Here is a 17105-nt window from a genome sequence, read left to right on the forward strand (position 1 = left end):
CGGCACAGAATTCAGGAAGGGTGCTTTATGACCGCAGCCAACGTGTACCAACAACGCCCGACCACCGGGGCCAAGGCCGAGTCGTCGCTGCACCATGCAGACCTCGCCAGCCTGGTCGGCAAGGGCCGCAAAAGCGCCGGTGTCACCGTGCGCGAGAAAAAACTCCTGGGGCATCTGACCATTCGTGGTGACGGCCACGATGCCGCGTTCGCCGCCGGTGTGCACAAGGCCCTGGGCATCGAGTTGCCGGGCGCCCTGAGCGTGATCGTCAAAGGCGAAACCAGCCTGCAGTGGATGGGCCCGGACGAGTGGCTGCTGATCGTGCCGAGCGGCGAGGAGTTCGCTGCCGAGCAGAAACTGCGCGAAGCGCTGGGCGATCTGCACATCGCAATCGTCAACGTCAGCGGCGGCCAGCAGGTGCTCGAGTTGAGCGGCCCGAACGTGCGTCAGGTGCTGATGAAGTCCACCAGCTACGACGTGCACCCGAACAACTTCCCGGTCGGCAAGGCCGTGGGCACGGTGTTCGCCAAGTCGCAGCTGATGATTCGCCACACCGCCGAAGACACCTGGGAACTGCTGATTCGTCGCAGCTTCTCGGATTACTGGTGGTTGTGGTTGCAGGATGCGTCCGCCGAATACGGCCTCAGCGTACAGGCTTGATGATCGTTCCTGCGCTGTGCGTGGGAACGAGTAGAGGAGAAAAACAACAATGAGCCGCGCCCCGGATACATGGATTCTGACCGCCGACTGCCCCAGCGTTCTCGGCACCGTGGACGCGGTGACGCGTTTTCTTTTCGAGCAGGGCTGCTACGTCACCGAGCACCACTCGTTCGACGACCGGCTCTCGGGTCGTTTTTTCATTCGTGTGGAATTCCGTCAGCCCGACGGTTTTGACGAGCAGTCCTTCCGTGCCGGCCTCGCCGAACGCGGTCAGGCGTTCGGCATGATCTTCGAGCTGACCGCGCCGAACTACCGGCCGAAAGTGGTGATCATGGTCTCCAAGGCCGATCACTGCCTCAATGACTTGCTCTACCGCCAGCGCATCGGCCAGTTGTCGATGGACGTGGCGGCGGTGGTGTCGAACCACCCGGACCTCAAGCCGCTGGCCGACTGGCACCAGATTCCCTACTACCACTTCCCCCTCGACCCCAACGACAAACCGGCCCAGGAGCGGCAGGTGTGGCAGGTGATCGAGGAGGCCGGCGCCGAACTGGTGATCCTCGCCCGCTACATGCAGGTGTTGTCGCCGGAGCTGTGCCGCAAGCTCGATGGCAAGGCGATCAACATTCATCACTCGCTGCTGCCGGGCTTCAAGGGCGCCAAGCCGTATCACCAGGCCTACAACAAGGGCGTAAAACTGGTGGGCGCAACCGCGCACTACATCAACAACGACCTCGACGAGGGGCCGATCATCGCCCAGGGCGTCGAGGCGGTGGATCACAGTCATTACCCCGAAGACCTGATTGCCAAGGGCCGCGACATCGAAGGCCTGACCCTGGCCCGGGCCGTGGGGTATCACATTGAGCGGCGGGTGTTCCTGAACGCCAACCGCACCGTCGTTCTTTAAGTCATAACAACGCAGGACCAACAAGCAATAACCCGAGCACTTAACGCGCTGCCTGCCTGGGCGGCGCGGTTCCATAAAAACAACAGCGAGGTGAAAGCATGTCTGGCAATCGTGGTGTGGTGTATCTCGGCGCTGGCAAGGTCGAAGTACAGAAAATCGACTATCCGAAAATGCAGGATCCGCGCGGCAGGAAGATCGAGCACGGTGTCATCCTGCGTGTGGTTTCAACCAACATTTGCGGCTCCGACCAGCACATGGTGCGCGGTCGTACCACTGCTCAGGTCGGTCTGGTGCTGGGGCACGAGATCACCGGTGAAGTGATCGAGAAGGGCAGCGACGTCGAAAGCCTGAAAATCGGCGACCTGGTGTCCGTTCCGTTCAACGTGGCTTGCGGGCGCTGCCGTTCCTGCAAGGAGCAACACACCGGTGTCTGCCTGACCGTCAATCCGGCTCGCGCCGGCGGTGCCTACGGTTACGTCGACATGGGCGACTGGACCGGCGGCCAGGCCGAGTACGTGCTGGTGCCGTACGCCGACTTCAACCTGCTGAAACTGCCGGACCGCGACAAGGCCATGGAGAAAATCCGTGACCTGACCTGCCTCTCCGACATTCTGCCGACCGGTTACCACGGTGCCGTTACTGCTGGCGTCGGCCCGGGCAGCACCGTTTATATTGCGGGCGCCGGTCCGGTTGGTCTGGCGGCGGCTGCTTCGGCCCGTCTGCTCGGCGCAGCGGTGGTGATCGTCGGTGACGTCAACACCATCCGCCTGGCCCACGCCAAGGCTCAGGGTTTTGAAATCGTCGACCTGTCGAAAGACACCCCGCTGCACGAACAGATCGCCGCGCTGCTGGGCGAACCTGAAGTGGATTGCGCGGTGGACTGCGTGGGCTTCGAAGCTCGCGGCCATGGTCACGACGGCGTCAAATCCGAAGCCCCGGCCACGGTGCTCAACTCGCTGATGGGCGTGGTGCGCGTCGCCGGCAAGATCGGTATCCCGGGCCTGTACGTGACCGAGGATCCGGGTGCTGTCGATGCTGCTGCGAAAATGGGCAGCCTGAGCATCCGCTTCGGCCTCGGCTGGGCCAAATCCCACAGCTTCCACACAGGGCAAACCCCGGTGATGAAGTACAACCGCCAGCTGATGCAGGCAATCATGTGGGACCGCATCAACATCGCCGAAGTGGTGGGTGTGCAGGTCATCAGCCTCGACCAGGCACCTGAAGGTTACGGCGAGTTCGATGCGGGCGTGCCGAAGAAGTTTGTGATTGATCCGCATAAGTTATTTAGTGCGGCGTAAGTTGTAACCACGAAAAAGGACGGCCGGTCAGGTCGTCCTTTTTGGCGGAATTGTCTCGTTCCGTCTTCGATACTTTCGACTAATTGAACGCGCACTTTTGGACGTCACCGTCCTTCGTTGCGCAATCATCGTTTTTCCAGTCTGGTCCGGTCAGATTGATCGGCGATCCTTTTTTCAAGACCAGTGAAGCTCCAATTTCCGATCCTTTGCTTTCGTATTGGCAGATGACTCTGGCCGCATTAGTAGTCGTTTCTTTTGCTCGTGCGGCTGTGAAGGGGAGTGCCTGGACATCGCTTTCACTGGCGCTGCCGGGATCAACATCAACTTCAACCGTGCCATAGGGGCTCGTTGCTTCGAATTTACCGTCACTCAGTTTTTTGAATGACGTGGCCTCCAGGCAGTCCGCGTAGACAGTGCTGCTGAGCGTCAGGGCGATGACTGAACCGGCAATCAGATATTTGAGCATGGGTCGTACTCCGTTACTGGGTTGGAGGACACATGTTCAGATGCTCTCGTTTTTGAAGGTACTGTCAGATCTGACAGTCAATAAGCCTGTTTTGGAATAAAGGATGCGTTGGCAATTACTCTTGAGGGAGAGAGCGTCGTTGTCCGCTCCCGATCTCATTCAAAGCGCCGCCAACGCTCCTTGATACAGCACCGGCCCTGTCGGTTGCCCGGTCGGCGATCCACCCTTCGGCTCAAGACTCACCGCCAGCGCAATCGGCTTGCCGATCAGCGCCTTCTGCGCCTCACTCAATTCAACCTTGCCTTTACCGCCCGCTGGGATCACGCCCAGCGAGATCGGCTTGCCATCGGCCGGAATCGCCCACAGTTCCAGACTGCGCTGAGGGTCGACAGCCGCCAGCGTCAGCGGCTCGACTTGCAGGTAATTGTCATGGGCCTCGACCTTCAGCGCCGGTTGCGCATCGGCGCTCAGCAGGGTGGCGCGGTAGCGGGCGTCGTCGTGGGTGTACAGCGAGCCGAGGAAGACCAGCACCACGATGGAGGCCAGTGCCGCCGTCACCCGCAGCCAGTTCCAGAACGGACGTTTCTCGGGCACATGCAGTTCTTGCGGTTCGATCCGCGCGGTAACGCCATGCCACACGCGCTCCGGCACCGGAACCTCAGGCAACGTTTCGGTGAGGCTGGCGAGGCTTTCCTGCCAGTGCGCCAGTTCGGCGCGCAGGGCGGCGTCCTCCAGCAGCAGTTGCTCGAAACGCCGACGGGCCGGCGCAGCCATCAGGCCGACGGCGTAATCGGCGGCGAGGGCGCGGCGCAGGGCTGGGGTCTGGTAGTTCATGATTCAAGGCACCGGCGCAGACGTTCCATGCCACGGCGAATCCATGACTTGACCGAGCCCAGTGGCGCCGCCAGATGCTCGGCCAGTTCCGAGCAGGACAAACCCTGAAAGTAAGCCACGGTGATCGACCGACGCTGCATGCCTTCAAGGGTTTCCAGGCAGCGGTTCAGGGCTGTGGCTTCGCGGGCGCTGTTCAACAGGTCATGGGCCGAGGGATTTTCATCCACCAGGGCTTCCTGCTCGAAATCAGTCAAAGGCCGGTCGCGATGCTTGCGCAACTGGTCGATGGCCTGATTGCGAGTGATGTTGATCATCCAGGTCATCGGTGCCGACAGGTGCGATTCGTAGCGCGAGGCGTTGTTCCAGATCCGCACGAAGCTCTCCTGCAACACTTCTTCGGCCAGATCCGGGCGCCCCATGAACCGCAGGGCCACACCGTGCAGGCGCGGGCCCACGCTGCGGTACAGGGTTTCGAAGGCACGGCGGTCGCCCAGTGAGCACTGGGCCAGCAATTGCCGGAGCTGATCGGTGTCGGCGAGGGTAATGACGAGTCTCCAGACAGGGCGGGTGCTGGTTTCGGATAGTTCACAGGCTAGTTCAGCGACAGCACTCGTGCCATTCATGGTTCGATTTCCGGGGTTTCACATTTCCTATACGCGAGCCGGCTCAAGATGGATGCACTACGCTCGGAACAGGCTGGCGAATTGCCGGTCAAACCGACAGTTTTGCCACCCGTGACGGGCGGTTTTTCATGACGAAAGAGGATGTCTGGATGAAGATTTCACGCGGTTTCGCACTGGCTTCGCTGATGACGGTTGTGGCGAGCCCGGTTTTCGCAGGTTTCAGCCTGGATGACGTGACCAAGGCAGCCTCAAGCATGCAGGGCGGTAACGCAGCCACCGCCGCCGCGCCGACGTCGGAAACGGCCGGTCTGCTGCAAGCGGTCACCGGTCTGGGGGTTACACCGCAACAAGCCGTCGGTGGCACCAGTGCAATGTTCGGCCTGGCGAAGAACAAGCTCAGCGGCAGCGATTATTCGGAACTGGCCAAAAGCGTGCCGGGGCTCGACAAACTGTCGGGCGGTGCCGGTCAGTTGGGCGCGCTGAGCAGTGTGCTCGGTTCTTCCGGCAAGTCGGCGGGACTGGATAACGCGCTGGGCAATGTGAAAAGCACCAGTGACCTGAACAGCGCGTTCGGCGCACTGGGCATGAACGACAGCATGGTCGGCCAGTTCGCCCCGGTCATTCTTAAATACCTCGGTGACCAGGGCGTTGGCGGTTCGCTGCTGAAAACCCTTGGCGGTGTCTGGGGCGTCGGCGGCTGACCGACCCCGGTTGATCAGCCGCGTTCGTCGCGCAGTTCGGCGATGCGCTGGTCTTTCTCGGTCCAGAGCTGGTTGACCCAGCTCTGGACCTTCTCGCGAAACACCGGATCGTTTTCGTAGTCGCCCTGCCACAGTGCCGGGTCGAGTTCACGAGTACGGATATCGATGATCACCCGCGGCACGTTGCCGCTGATCAGATCCCAGAACCCCGGAATCTTCGACTGTGGATAAACCACGGTCACATCGAGAATCGCGTCAAGCTGTTCACCCATCGCCGCCAGTACAAACGCCACGCCGCCGGCCTTGGGCTTGAGCAAGTGGCTGAAAGGTGACTGCTGCTGAGTGCTTTTGGCCGCGGTGTAGCGGGTGCCTTCCAGATAATTCACCACCGTCACCGGCTGGCGCTTGAACAGCTCGCACGCGGCTTTGGTGATTTCCAGATCCTTGCCGGTCAGTTCCGGGTGTTTCGCCAGGAACGCCTTGGTGTAGCGCTTCATGAACGGGTAATCCAGCGCCCACCAGGCCAGGCCGAGGAACGGTACCCAGATCAGTTCCTTCTTGAGGAAGAACTTGAAGAACGGCGTGCGCCGGTTGAGGGTCTGGATCAGCGCCGGGATGTCGACCCAGGACTGATGGTTGCTGATCACCAGATACGACGTGTCGCCACGCAGATCATCGCCGCCACGGATGTCCCATTGCGTCGGGATGCACAGGCGGAAGATCAGTTTGTCGATCTCTGCCCAGGTCTCGGCGATCCACATCACCGCCCACGAGGCGTAATCGCGAAAGCGTCCCGGCAGGATCAGCTTGAGCAGGGCGAACACCATCAGCGGGCCGAACAGCACCAGGGTGTTGAGCAACAGCAGCAGGGTGACGAGACAGCCGGTGAGCAGGCGGCGCATAAGCAACTCTTGAAAGCGGATGGGCGCGCCATGATAAGTGGCTTCGGGCGACAGGCCAAATCATGGGTTACGAATGTTTCACCTTTGGCGCGTTAGCCTTGCGGGAACGATCAAGCGAACAGCGGTCTAAAATCTCGCGTCAGACGCCCCCATTTTCCAAGGAAGCCCATTACGTGAAATCCCTCCTTGCATTGCTTTCCCTCGTTGCCCTGCCGGTGCTGGCCGCCGAGCCGACCCTGTACGGGCGCTACGAATACATCGCGCTGCCGGAAATCGGCGGCCAAGTGCTCAAGGCGAAAATGGACACTGGCGCGCTGACCGCCTCGCTGTCGGCCAAGGACATCGAGACCTTCACCCGCGACGGCGAAGACTGGGTGCGTTTCCGCCTCGCCACCAAGGACGCCAGCAACAAGGTGTTCGAACACAAGATCGCGCGGATCAGCAAGATCAAGAGCCGCTCCGACGAGGACGACGAGGATCGCGACACCACGGAAGCCGCCAAGCGTCCGGTGGTGGACCTGGAGCTGTGCCTGGGCAACGTCAAGCGTACTGTTGAGGTCAACCTGACCGACCGCAGCCATTTCAACTACCCGTTGCTGATCGGCGCCAAGGCCTTGCGCGAGTTCGGCGCAGCGGTAAACCCGGCGCGTCGCTTTACTGCGGATAAACCGGACTGCTGATCGAGCGTCGCGTCTCGCAAATGCTGTTCCTTTTTGACGGTGCCTGTTGCCGTCATGCTGCGTTGCCGCTCCTCCCCATAGCCAGCTATGGCTCGTCGCGGCGCCTTGCCTGACGACAACAGTCACTCGTCAAAAAAGGAACGCATTTGTGAGACGCGACGCTGGTGGTCTCATTGACGTAACGTCAGGCTTGGGGCACCGTTCGCGCACTCATTCCACAGGCTCGGACGCCATGCCTCATATCCTGATTGTCGAAGACGAAGCGGCGATTGCCGACACGCTGATTTTTGCCTTGCAGGGCGAGGGCTTCACCACGACCTGGCTGAGCCTCGGCGCGCAAGCGCTGGAATATCAGCGCCAGACACCGGCGGACCTGATCATTCTCGACATCGGCCTGCCGGATATCAGCGGCTTCGAAACCTGCAAGCAACTGCGCCGGTTCAGCGAAGTGCCGGTACTGTTCCTCAGCGCCCGGGATGCCGAGATTGACCGGGTGGTGGGCCTGGAAATCGGCGCCGACGATTACGTGGTCAAACCGTTCAGCCCACGGGAAGTGGCGGCGCGGGTCCGGGCGATTCTCAAGCGCATGGCGCCGCGCCCGCCGGCCGAAGCCTGGTCGGGTGTATTTCGCATCGATCCCGAGCGTGTGCAGATCAGCTATCGCGGCCAGGCCTTGAGCCTGACCCGTCACGAATTCCGTCTGCTGCAATGCCTGCTCGAACAACCCGAGCGGGTGTTCAGCCGCGAGCAACTGCTCGATGCGCTGGGCGTGGCGGCGGACGCCGGCTACGAGCGCAGCATCGACAGCCACATCAAAAGTGTGCGCGCCAAGTTGCGCCTGATTCGCGCCGAAGCCGAACCGATCCAGACCCATCGCGGCCTCGGCTACAGCTACAGCCCGGGGCACAGCTGATGTCATTGGGGCTGCGGATTTTCCTGGTGTACGTGCTGTTTATCGGCCTCACCGGTTATTTCGTGCTCAACACCGTGATGGAGGAAATCCGCCCCGGCGTGCGCCAGTCCACCGAGGAAACCCTGGTCGATACCGCCAACCTGATGGCGGAAATCCTCAAGGACGATTTCAAGGCCGGCACCCTCAGCCAGAATCGCTGGCCGGAACTGCTCCGCGCCTATGGCGAGCGCCAGCCGAAAGCGACGATCTGGGGCCTGCCGAAAAACCAGGTCAACCACCGTATCTACGTCACCGATGCCAAGGGCATCGTGGTGCTGGATTCCAGTGGCCTGGCGATCGGCCAGGATTATTCGCGCTGGAACGACGTCTACCTGACCCTGCGCGGCGAATATGGCGCGCGGTCCAGCCGCAGCGATCCGAATGATCCGAACTCCTCGGTGATGCACGTCGGTGCGCCGATCCGCGACGATGGCCGGATCATCGGCGTGGTCACCGTGGCCAAACCCAACAGCTCGCTGCAACCCTATGTTGACCGTACCGAGCGCCGCCTGCTGGGGTATGGCGCCGGACTGATCATTCTGGGTCTGTTGTTCGGTGCGCTGTTGTCCTGGTGGCTGAGCCGGGCGCTGCACCGTTTGACCCGTTATGCCGAGGCGGTGAGCGAAGGGCGCCGGGTGGAAGTGCCGCATTATCGCGGTGGCGAGCTGGAGCAACTGGCGAGCGCCGTGGAACAGATGCGTACCCAGCTTGAAGGCAAGGCCTACGTCGAACGTTACGTCCACACCTTGACCCATGAATTGAAGAGCCCGCTGGCGGCGATTCGCGGTGCTGCCGAGTTGCTGCAGAGCGAAATGCCATTGACGCAACGCCAGCGTTTCGTCGGCAACATCGACAGCGAAAGCGCGCGCATGCAGCAGTTGATCGAGCGCTTGCTGAATCTGGCGCAAGTGGAGCAGCGGCAAGGCCTTGAAGAGCGCGTCACGGTGCCTTTGGCGGCATTGCTCGATCAGTTGCTGCAGGCACAGATGGCGCGCATCGAAGGCCGGCAACTGCGGGTCGAGCAAAACATTTCCGTAGACCTGTCGCTGACCGGTGAGCCGTTCCTGCTGCGTCAGGCACTGGGCAATCTGCTGGAAAATGCCTTGGATTTCACACCGCCAAACGGTTTGCTGCGCTTCAGTGCCGAGCGGGTTGGCGAGCAGATCGAGATTCGTCTGTACAACGAGAGCGCCCCGATTCCCGAATACGCCTTGCCGCGTCTGAGTGAGCGTTTCTATTCGTTGCCACGCCCCGACAGCGGACGTAAAAGCACGGGCCTGGGGCTTAATTTCGTCGAAGAAGTGGTCAAGCTGCACGGCGGTTCGATGCACATCGGCAACGTCGAAGGCGGGGTGGAAGTCATCCTGCACCTGTAGTCTCCACACAAACTCCACATTCCTCCCATATTTCCCCCACACCCGCCTCGCAGACTCTGCCCATCGAAACAGGGAGAGTCCCCATGAACAAAAATCTGACCATGAAGCTCGGGGCGATTGCCCTGCTGATCCTGCTGTTGCTGATTCCGCTGCTGATGATCGATGGCATCATCGACGATCGCCAGCAACGGCGCGACGGTGTGCTTGAAGACATCGCCCGCAGCTCAAGCTACAGCCAGCAGATCAGCGGCCCGGTGATGGTGGTGCCGTACCGCAAAGTGATACGCACCTGGAAGACCCGGGAAAAAAACGGCGAGCAATATCTGGAGCTCAGCGAAGAACGGGGTCGCCTGTACTTCCTGCCGGAGCGCTTCGAACTCGACGGCCAGGTGCAGACCGAGCTGCGTGCCCGGGGCATCTACGAGGCGCGGCTGTTCCACGCAGAAAACCGCATCAGCGGGCATTTCTCGCTGCCGGCGCAGTTGGGCATCACCGAAGACTTCACCGATTACCACTTCGATGCACCGTTTCTGGCGATCGGTATCAGCGATATTCGCGGGATCGAAAATGCCCTGAAACTGGAGCTCGGTTCGCAACGCCTGGACTTCGTGCCCGGCACGCAAGTGGGCTGGCTCGGCGAAGGTGTTCGGGCGACGCTGCCGGCACTCGATACAACTCAGGCCACGGAACTGGCCTTCGGTTTCGACCTGCGCTTGCAGGGCACCGGCTCGTTGCAGGTGCTGCCCGTGGGCAAGACCAGCCGCGTGAACCTGGCCGCCAACTGGCCGCACCCGAGCTTCATCGGCAACTTCCTGCCGGCCAAACGAGAAGTCACCGATCAGGGCTTCACTGCCGATTGGCAGACCTCGTTTTTCTCCACCAACCTGCAAGAGGCCATGAACCGCTGCGCTTCGGGCAACGATTGCGAGGCGTTCAACGGCCGCAGTTTCGGGGTGAGCTTCATCGATCCGGTGGATCAGTACCTGAAGAGTGACCGGGCGATCAAATATGCGCTGCTGTTCATTGTCCTGACGTTCGCCGGTTTCTTCCTGTTCGAAGTGCTGAAAAGCCTGGCGGTGCACCCGGTGCAATACGCGTTGGTGGGTGTAGCGCTGGCGTTTTTCTACCTGTTGTTGCTGTCGCTGTCGGAACACATCGGGTTTGCCCTGGCGTATCTGCTGTCGGCCAGTGGTTGTGTGTTGTTGATTGGCTTCTATGTCTGCCATGTGTTGCGCAGTGTGCGTCACGGCTTGAGTTTTTCCGCGGGGCTGGCGGCGTTGTATGGCTTGCTCTTCGGCTTGCTGAGCGCCGAGGATTACGCGCTGCTGATGGGCTCGCTGTTGCTGTTCGGCCTGCTGGGTGTGTTCATGGTGCTGACCCGTAATCTGGACTGGTACGGCGTCGGGCAGAAACCGGCCAAACCGCTGGAATTTGATCTCGGAGCGGTGCAATGAGCCGGTTCGTGGGGTTGCGTGAGGAGCAGCGGGAGGCAGAGGTGTTGATGACGCTGATCTTTGCGTCGTTGCCTCCCGTCCCGAGCTTCACACCTTCGGCATTGTCGCAATCATCGACGGACGCTGGCTCACTTCAAAGAACCAGTTGGCCAGTTGCGGGTTGGCTTCACGCCAGCCCAGATCCGGGAAGCGCAGATCCAGATAACCCAGTGCGCAGGCCACGCTGATCGCGGCAACATCGAAATGGCTGGTCAGTTCGGCAATGGCGTCGTGCTCCAGCAACGCCAGGGTGCGGCGGATCTTCTCGCGCTGGGCCTCGAGCCATTCGTCCCAGTGCTTCTCCGGTGCGCGCAGCACTTGCTCGTAACGCACCATCACCGAGGCGTCCATGATCCCGTCGGCCATCGAGGCCAGGGTCAGGCGCCGCCAGCGGGCCGAGCCGTCGCGAGGGATCAGCGGGTTGCCGACGTGCTGGTGGTCGAGGTAATCGAGGATCACCCGGCTGTCATGGATGACGTTGCCGTCGGCCAGGCGCAGGGCCGGGATCTTGCCCAGCGGGTTGTCTTCGTTCAGCGCGGCGTTGGGACTGACCGGTGTCAGGACGCAGTCCTGCAGGGCGACGCGATCCTGCTGGCCGGTCTCGTGCAGCAGCACCATGACTTTGCGCACGAACGGGGACAGGGTGTTGTGGAACAGGGTCATGCTGGGAGCGGACATCGGCAGGGTCTCGGTCAAGGGCAATGAACGGGCAGCATAGCGCGTTGCCCGTCAGGCTCAAGCCAATCAGCGCCGTTGCAACAGACCGCGCAAGGCGAGGGCGGCCGGCACACCCAGGCCGATCCAGCTCAAACCGTCCCAGACCCCGTCGCCCAGCAGCGCGGCGAATAGCCCCGCCGCACTGAGCAACGCGATCACCAGCGGTGTGCTGAAGACTTTCCAGAAATTCGACTGACGCGGTTTCATGCCGAAGCCTCCGTTGTTTCCAGCACCGGCTTCGCCGCTTTACGTCGCACGATCCACAAGTACACGCCACTGCCGAGGACGATGATGGTCAGCACGTCCAGCGTGGCCCAGAGGATTTTCATCGGCATGCCGCCGTAGTCGCCAAAGTGCAGCGGCTGCGACATGCCCATGGCGTCCATGTACCACGGCCGCTCAGCGACTGCCGTGACCTGCAAGGTGCTGGCGTCGATCAGCACCGGCGTCAGCAGATGCGAGGTCAGGTGGGTGCCGCCCTTCATGAACACCGAGTAATGGTGCTCGCTGGAAAACCGGGTGCCGGGGAAGGCGATGAAGTCCGGTTTCATCCCCGGAGCGACTTCGCCGGCAATCTCCAGCAGGCGGGTGGCCGGGGCGAGGTGCGTCAGCGGCGGCGCATCGCGGTAGGGCGCGATCATGGCGTTGAGCGAATCGTTGCGCCAGGCCGCGATGATCAGGTCGGCACAGGCGCTGATCACTCCGGTGACTCCCACCACCAGCGCCCAGGTAAGGGTCACCACGCCGATCAGGTTGTGCAGGTCGAGCCAGCGCAGGCGGGTGGATTTGTCCCGGCGCACGGTGCCGAAATCGAGACGGCGCATGAACGGCAGGTACAACACCGTTCCGGACACGATGGCGACCACGAACAGCACACCCATGAACGCCAGCAGCAACTTGCCCGGCAGACCGGCAAACATGTCGACGTGCAGGCGCAGGATGAACAGCATCAGGCCACCATTGGCCGACGGGGTTTCCAGGGCTTCGCCGGTGCGCGCGTCGAGCATGAAGGTGTGCGAGGAGTTCGGCTCGGTGCCGGCGGTCTTCGCCATGATCGTCAGCACGGTGTTCGGCTCGTCGTCTTCGAAACCGAAGTACTGCACGACTTCACCGGGGCGATGGGCCTCGGCGGCTTGTACCAGTTGCGCCAGATTCAGGTGCGGCGTGTCGGCCGGCATCTCGCGCACTACCAGAGCGTCACCGAGCAAGTGCTCGATCTCGTGATGGAAAATCAGCGGCAGGCCGGTCAGGGCCAACAACAGCAAAAACACGGTGCAGATCAGGCTGGTCCAGGTGTGGATGAACGACCAGCGACGGATTGTTTTACTTTTCATTTCATGACCTTCAAAAACACCAAAGCCGTCCACGAGGGACGGCCTGGTTGCAGGGCCTGTTTCAGCTCAAGCGATTACCACTTGTAGGTGGCGCTGGCGACGACACTGCGCTGGTCGCCGTAGTAGCAGTAGAAGCTGTCGCAGGTGGAAATGTAGTCCTTGTCGAACAGGTTGGTGGCGTTGAGGGCCAGCGATGCGCCCTTCAAGCTGTTGTCCAGGCGGCCGAGGTCGTAATGCACGCTGGCATCGAACACGGTGTAGGCGTCAGCCTTGCCCAGCCAGGTATTGGCCTTGTCGCCGTAGGTGTTGCCGGTGTAGCGCACACCGCCACCGATACCGAAGCCGTCGAGCACGCCGCTGTGCCAGGTGTAGTCGGTCCACAGCGAGGCTTGCTGGTTCGGCATCAGTTGCAGGCGGTTGCCCTTGTCGACGCCGTTCTGCACTTCGGACTTGGCCAGGGTGTAGGCGGCGATGACTTTCAGGTTTTCGGTGACGTCGGACGTGGCTTCCAGCTCCAGGCCTTTGACCTTCACTTCGCCGGTCTGGCTGGTGATCGATACGCCGTTGACGAAGGAGCTTACCGAAACGTTTTTCTGGGTCAGGTCATACACGGCGGCGGACAGCAGGGTCTTGCTGCCGGGCGGTTGGTACTTGATGCCCAGTTCCCACTGCTTGCCTTCGGTCGGCTTGAGCGATTCCGTGGAGGAGGCGTCCGCGCCACTGGTGGGCTGGAAGGATTCGGCGTAGGAAATGTACGGTACGAAACCCGAGTCGAACACGTAGCTCAGTGCCGCGTTGCCGCTGAAGGCCTTGTCGCGGTCGGTGTTGGTCGCGTCGGCCTTGTTGATGAACTTCGTACCGGTGTGCACCCAGTCTTCACGACCACCGAGGGTCAGGCGCCATTGGTCGAGGGCCATCTGGTCCTGCACGTACACGCCGGTCTGGTTGGTCTTCTGCTCATAGTCGTAGAAGGCGGTGGAGCGCGCCGGACGCACGATCGGCTGACCGTAGATCGGGTTGAGCACGTTGGTGGTCAGGCCGTCACCGAAGATCGAGGTGTAGTTGTTGTTGCTGCGCTGGTGATCCAGACCCAGCAACAGGGTGTGGCGGATGTCGCCGGTGGCAAAGTCGGCCTGGAAGTTGTTGTCCACGGCGAACTGGCTGATGTCCTCATTGACACTGGTACTGGTGCGGCCAACGTTGCCGGCGTTGTCCACCTGAGTGTACGGGTACGAGCCCGGGGTCAGGCTCTGGAACGACAGCTCCGACTTGGTGTAGCGCAGGTTCTGCTTGAACTGCCACACATCGTTCAGGCGATGTTCGAAGGCATAACCCAGCGCGTAATAAGTGCGGTCGTAGTATTCCCAGTCCGGATCGCCGAGGTTTTTGTGGTGGGAAACCTTGCCGAACGGCATGTCGATCTTGGTGCCCTGCACCGGCAGGAACTGGCTGGTGATGCCGGTATCGTCGCGGGTGAACTGGGTCAGCAGGGTGAATCTGGTGTCGTCGTCGATGTTCCAGGTCAGGCTCGGCGCGATGTTGTAGCGCTTGTTGTCGACGTGATCGACCTGCGTGCCGCTGTCACGAACCACGCCGCTGAGGCCGTAGAGGAACTGGCCGGCGTCGTCGATCTTGCCGGTGCTGGCGAAGTTGATCTGACGGTGGTTGTCGCTGCCGTATTGCAGCTGGATTTCGCTGCTCTGCACATCGCTCGGGCGACGGCTGACCATGTCCAGCAAGCCGCCCGGCGGGGTCTGGCCGTAAACCGACGAGGCCGGCCCGCGTAGCAGGGCGAGGCGGTTGAGGTTCCAGGTTTCCTGTTTCGGGTTGGCGTACACGCCTTTTGGCAGCGGCAGGCCATCGAGGAACTGGGTCGGTTCGAAGCCACGCACGCGCAGCCAGTCGGCGCGGGTATCGCTGCCGTAGCTGCTGGCGGTGATGCCCGGCATGTAGCGCACGGCGTCATCGAGGCTGTGCACGCTGCGGTCGTCCATCTGCTGGCGGGTGGCGACGGAGATCGAACGCGGCGCTTCGACCAGAGCGGTGTCGGTCTTGGTGCCGGCGGCGGTACGGGTGGCGGTATAGCCTTCGACCGGGCCCCAGGCGCTCTCAGTGTTTTCCACACCGATCACCGAAGTCTCCGGCAGGGCCATCACGCCTTCAGGTACGGCGATCAGGGTGTAAGTGCCGGTGCTGCTCTGCTCCAGTTGCAGGCCGGTGCCCCGCAGGGCAGCGCTCAGTGCACCTGCCGCGTCATATTGGCCGTTGACCGGCGCCGAGGTCTTGCCCGCTGCCAGCGACGGATTCAGCGACAGCGTGAGGCCGCCCTGGCTGGCGATCTGGTTCAGGGTGGTGGACAACGGCGCGGCCGGCAGGTTGTAGGCGCGAACGCTCGACGCCTGTTCAGCGGCGATCAACTGGCTGCTGGCCAGCGGGGTGCAGAGGGCAATGGCGACCGCCAGCAAACTGGGGCGCAACAAGGTGTCTAGCGAACGGGACATACGGCGGCTCCTGAATGGAAATATTTCTCAATTGCCTGTGTGCCGGACGAGATTCGAAAAGTGATAGGGCTGGATGAAAATAATTTCGATTAACGGACGGCATGGCGGCTGAAGTCAGCAGAAAGTCCGTTTTCATGGGGGGCGAGCAGGTAACGCGGTGTCTCAGGGCTTCGGATCAGCCTTGGCCACGGTGACCCACCACGGCGTGTGCTGCTCGATCTGCACCGGCAGGGTCGGGAGCAGGGCGCTCAGAGCCTTGTCTGTATCGTGTAGCGGGAAACTGCCGGTGATGCGCAGGTCGGCCACTTCCGGCGCAATGCCCAGGTGGCCGCGACGATAGCGGCCGAGTTCATGCACCAGGTCTTCCAGGCGGGCGTTGTCCACCACCAGCATGCCGCGCGTCCAGGCATCGGCGCCGGGGTTGAGCGCCACCACCGAATCCAGACCGTTATTGCGGATCAGCACTTGCTGGCCTTCACGCAGGATCTGTTCCTGCGGATCGGATTGCGGATGCGCCGCGACCGCCGATTGCAATACGCTCAGGCGCGTGCCCTGTTCTTCGCGCTTGACCAGAAACCGTGTGCCCAGCGCACGCATGCGGCCTTCGCGGGTTTCGACGATGAACGGTCGCGCATCGCCATGACCGGTCTCGATGAGGATTTCGCCTTCCTGCAACACCACCAGTCGCTGCTTTTCATCGAACCGCACATCCATGGCGCTGTGGGTGTTGAGATTGACCACGGTGCCGTCCGCCAGGCGCACGGTGCGTTGCTCACCGGTGGCGGTGCGCTGGTCGGCGAGCCAGTAATCCAGCGGCAGATAGTGCTCTGCGGCAAACAGCGACAGGCCGATCACCGCGACAACACTGGCCAGACCACTGCCGAGCTTGCGTACACGCCGGCGAATGCCTTCGCGCGATTGCAGCAACGCGGCGCGGGCAGGACCGCTGGCTACGCTGAAACGCTGGTCGAGCATGCCCAACTGGCGCCAGGCCCGGGCGTGTTCTTCGTTGGCCGCGTGCCATTTGGCAAATTCTTCGCGCTCCAGTGGCGTGCTGGAATCGAGGGTCAATTGCCAGGCAATTGCCGCGTCCAGCACATGAGCCGGCACCGGTCTGGAACTGGCCGGATTCATGTCGGTTCACCGTACAAGGCGATGTAGCACTGGCGTATACCCTGGGCCAGATACTGGCGTACGCGCGGCACCGACACGCCGAGTTTGTCGGCTATCTCTGCGTGGGTCAGGCCGTCGAGACGGTTATAGAGGAACGCAGCGCGGGCCTTGGTCGACAACTGGCCGAGCATTCGGTCGATGGCTTTGAGGTCTTCGAGTATCAGTTGCTGCTCTTCCACCGACGGCTGCTCGCCTTCGGGAATCAGCATCAGTTCGGCGAGATAGGCCTGTTCCAGCGCCGCGCGACGGAAGTAGTCGAACAGCAGGCCTTTGGCGATCGCCACCAGAAAGGCCCGGGGCTCGCGGGGTGTCAGCAGTTCCTCGCGACCGAGCAGGCGCACGAAGGTGTCCTGGCTCAGGTCTTCGGCGCGTTGCGGACAGGCCACGTTGCGCCGCAGCCAGGCCAGCAGCCAGCCGCGATGGTCGCGATACAACGCACCGACGAGCTCACTGTGAGGGCTTTGGGCTGACGACACGAAGGCACCGAC

The 17105-nt window shown here is 61.9% G+C and carries 18 protein-coding genes; 8 read left to right on the forward strand and 10 right to left on the reverse strand.

The features are described from left to right. The first annotated feature begins 27 nt into the window (after positions 1-27). From M5B44_RS17635 to fdhA, 3 genes are all read left to right on the forward strand, one after another. Positions 28-660, forward strand: a complete 633-nt coding sequence (locus tag M5B44_RS17635; RefSeq protein ID WP_096817792.1) for a sarcosine oxidase subunit gamma — start codon at positions 28-30, stop codon at positions 658-660. Between the two features lie 49 nt (positions 661-709). Next, the gene (gene purU / locus M5B44_RS17640) at positions 710-1567 is read left to right on the forward strand and encodes a formyltetrahydrofolate deformylase (RefSeq protein WP_007959808.1); all 858 of its coding nucleotides are present in this window, start codon (positions 710-712) and stop codon (positions 1565-1567) included. Positions 1568-1665: 98 nt separating this feature from the next. Further along, complete coding sequence (gene fdhA, locus M5B44_RS17645; protein ID WP_011336270.1) at positions 1666-2865, forward strand: formaldehyde dehydrogenase, glutathione-independent; 1200 nt, start codon at positions 1666-1668, stop codon at positions 2863-2865. Between the two features lie 79 nt (positions 2866-2944). On the opposite strand, the gene M5B44_RS17650 is transcribed toward fdhA, so the two are convergent. The 3 genes from M5B44_RS17650 to M5B44_RS17660 all read right to left on the reverse strand — a co-directional run bounded on the left by M5B44_RS17650 (position 2945) and on the right by M5B44_RS17660 (position 4788). Further along, positions 2945-3331, reverse strand: coding sequence for a hypothetical protein (locus M5B44_RS17650; RefSeq protein ID WP_248740001.1), 387 nt, complete (start codon positions 3329-3331; stop codon positions 2945-2947). A 159-nt stretch (positions 3332-3490) separates the two neighbouring features. Further along, positions 3491-4165, reverse strand: a complete 675-nt coding sequence (locus M5B44_RS17655; protein WP_248740002.1) for an anti-sigma factor domain-containing protein — start codon at positions 4163-4165, stop codon at positions 3491-3493. Then, positions 4162-4788, reverse strand: a complete 627-nt coding sequence (locus M5B44_RS17660; RefSeq protein ID WP_248740003.1) for a sigma-70 family RNA polymerase sigma factor — start codon at positions 4786-4788, stop codon at positions 4162-4164. Before M5B44_RS17660 ends, M5B44_RS17655 begins: the two co-directional genes overlap by 4 nt. 149 nt (positions 4789-4937) lie before the next feature. On the opposite strand from M5B44_RS17660, the gene M5B44_RS17665 reads away from it, so the two are divergent. Further along, the gene (locus tag M5B44_RS17665) at positions 4938-5489 is read left to right on the forward strand and encodes a DUF2780 domain-containing protein (RefSeq protein WP_085709166.1); all 552 of its coding nucleotides are present in this window, start codon (positions 4938-4940) and stop codon (positions 5487-5489) included. A gap of 14 nt (positions 5490-5503) precedes the next feature. Here M5B44_RS17665 and M5B44_RS17670 read toward each other — a convergent pair whose 3' ends face one another. Beyond that, the gene (locus M5B44_RS17670) at positions 5504-6391 is read right to left on the reverse strand and encodes an acyltransferase (RefSeq protein WP_248740004.1); all 888 of its coding nucleotides are present in this window, start codon (positions 6389-6391) and stop codon (positions 5504-5506) included. A 173-nt stretch (positions 6392-6564) separates the two neighbouring features. Here M5B44_RS17670 and M5B44_RS17675 point away from each other — a divergent pair, with 173 nt between their 5' ends. The 4 genes from M5B44_RS17675 to creD all read left to right on the forward strand — a co-directional run bounded on the left by M5B44_RS17675 (position 6565) and on the right by creD (position 10853). After that, entirely contained in the window at positions 6565-7071 is a 507-nt protein-coding gene (locus tag M5B44_RS17675; RefSeq protein ID WP_102619757.1) for an ATP-dependent zinc protease, read from the forward strand. 232 nt (positions 7072-7303) lie between these two features. Beyond that, a complete protein-coding gene (gene creB, locus M5B44_RS17680; RefSeq protein WP_248740005.1) occupies positions 7304-7984 on the forward strand; it encodes a two-component system response regulator CreB in 681 nt (226 codons plus the stop codon). Next, positions 7984-9399, forward strand: a complete 1416-nt coding sequence (gene creC, locus M5B44_RS17685) for a two-component system sensor histidine kinase CreC (protein ID WP_248740006.1) — start codon at positions 7984-7986, stop codon at positions 9397-9399. The genes creB and creC overlap by 1 nt, the downstream gene beginning before the upstream one ends. An 83-nt stretch (positions 9400-9482) precedes the next feature. Then, on the forward strand, positions 9483-10853 hold the full coding sequence (gene creD / locus M5B44_RS17690) for a cell envelope integrity protein CreD (RefSeq protein ID WP_248740007.1): 1371 nt from the start codon (positions 9483-9485) through the stop codon (positions 10851-10853). A gap of 87 nt (positions 10854-10940) precedes the next feature. Here the strand turns inward: creD and M5B44_RS17695 are convergent, their stop codons facing one another. From M5B44_RS17695 to M5B44_RS17720, 6 genes are all read right to left on the reverse strand, one after another. After that, the gene (locus M5B44_RS17695) at positions 10941-11570 is read right to left on the reverse strand and encodes a glutathione S-transferase (protein ID WP_248740008.1); all 630 of its coding nucleotides are present in this window, start codon (positions 11568-11570) and stop codon (positions 10941-10943) included. A 66-nt stretch (positions 11571-11636) separates the two neighbouring features. Further along, complete coding sequence (locus M5B44_RS17700) at positions 11637-11816, reverse strand: hypothetical protein (protein ID WP_248740009.1); 180 nt, start codon at positions 11814-11816, stop codon at positions 11637-11639. Then, positions 11813-12943, reverse strand: coding sequence for a PepSY-associated TM helix domain-containing protein (locus tag M5B44_RS17705; protein ID WP_248740010.1), 1131 nt, complete (start codon positions 12941-12943; stop codon positions 11813-11815). The genes M5B44_RS17700 and M5B44_RS17705 overlap by 4 nt, the downstream gene beginning before the upstream one ends. A gap of 74 nt (positions 12944-13017) precedes the next feature. Next, a complete protein-coding gene (locus M5B44_RS17710) occupies positions 13018-15444 on the reverse strand; it encodes a TonB-dependent siderophore receptor (RefSeq protein WP_248740011.1) in 2427 nt (808 codons plus the stop codon). A 162-nt stretch (positions 15445-15606) separates the two neighbouring features. Continuing rightward, positions 15607-16578 carry a FecR family protein gene (locus M5B44_RS17715; protein WP_085709176.1) on the reverse strand — a complete coding sequence of 324 codons (972 nt, stop codon included), beginning with the start codon at positions 16576-16578 and terminating at the stop codon, positions 15607-15609. After that, entirely contained in the window at positions 16575-17093 is a 519-nt protein-coding gene (locus tag M5B44_RS17720; RefSeq protein WP_114885954.1) for an RNA polymerase sigma factor, read from the reverse strand. The genes M5B44_RS17715 and M5B44_RS17720 overlap by 4 nt, the downstream gene beginning before the upstream one ends. Between the last annotated feature and the right edge of the window lie 12 nt (positions 17094-17105).

Origin of the sequence: Pseudomonas sp. MWU12-2029 (assembly GCF_023242425.1) — a bacterium.
Classification (GTDB): domain Bacteria; phylum Pseudomonadota; class Gammaproteobacteria; order Pseudomonadales; family Pseudomonadaceae; genus Aquipseudomonas; species Aquipseudomonas kribbensis.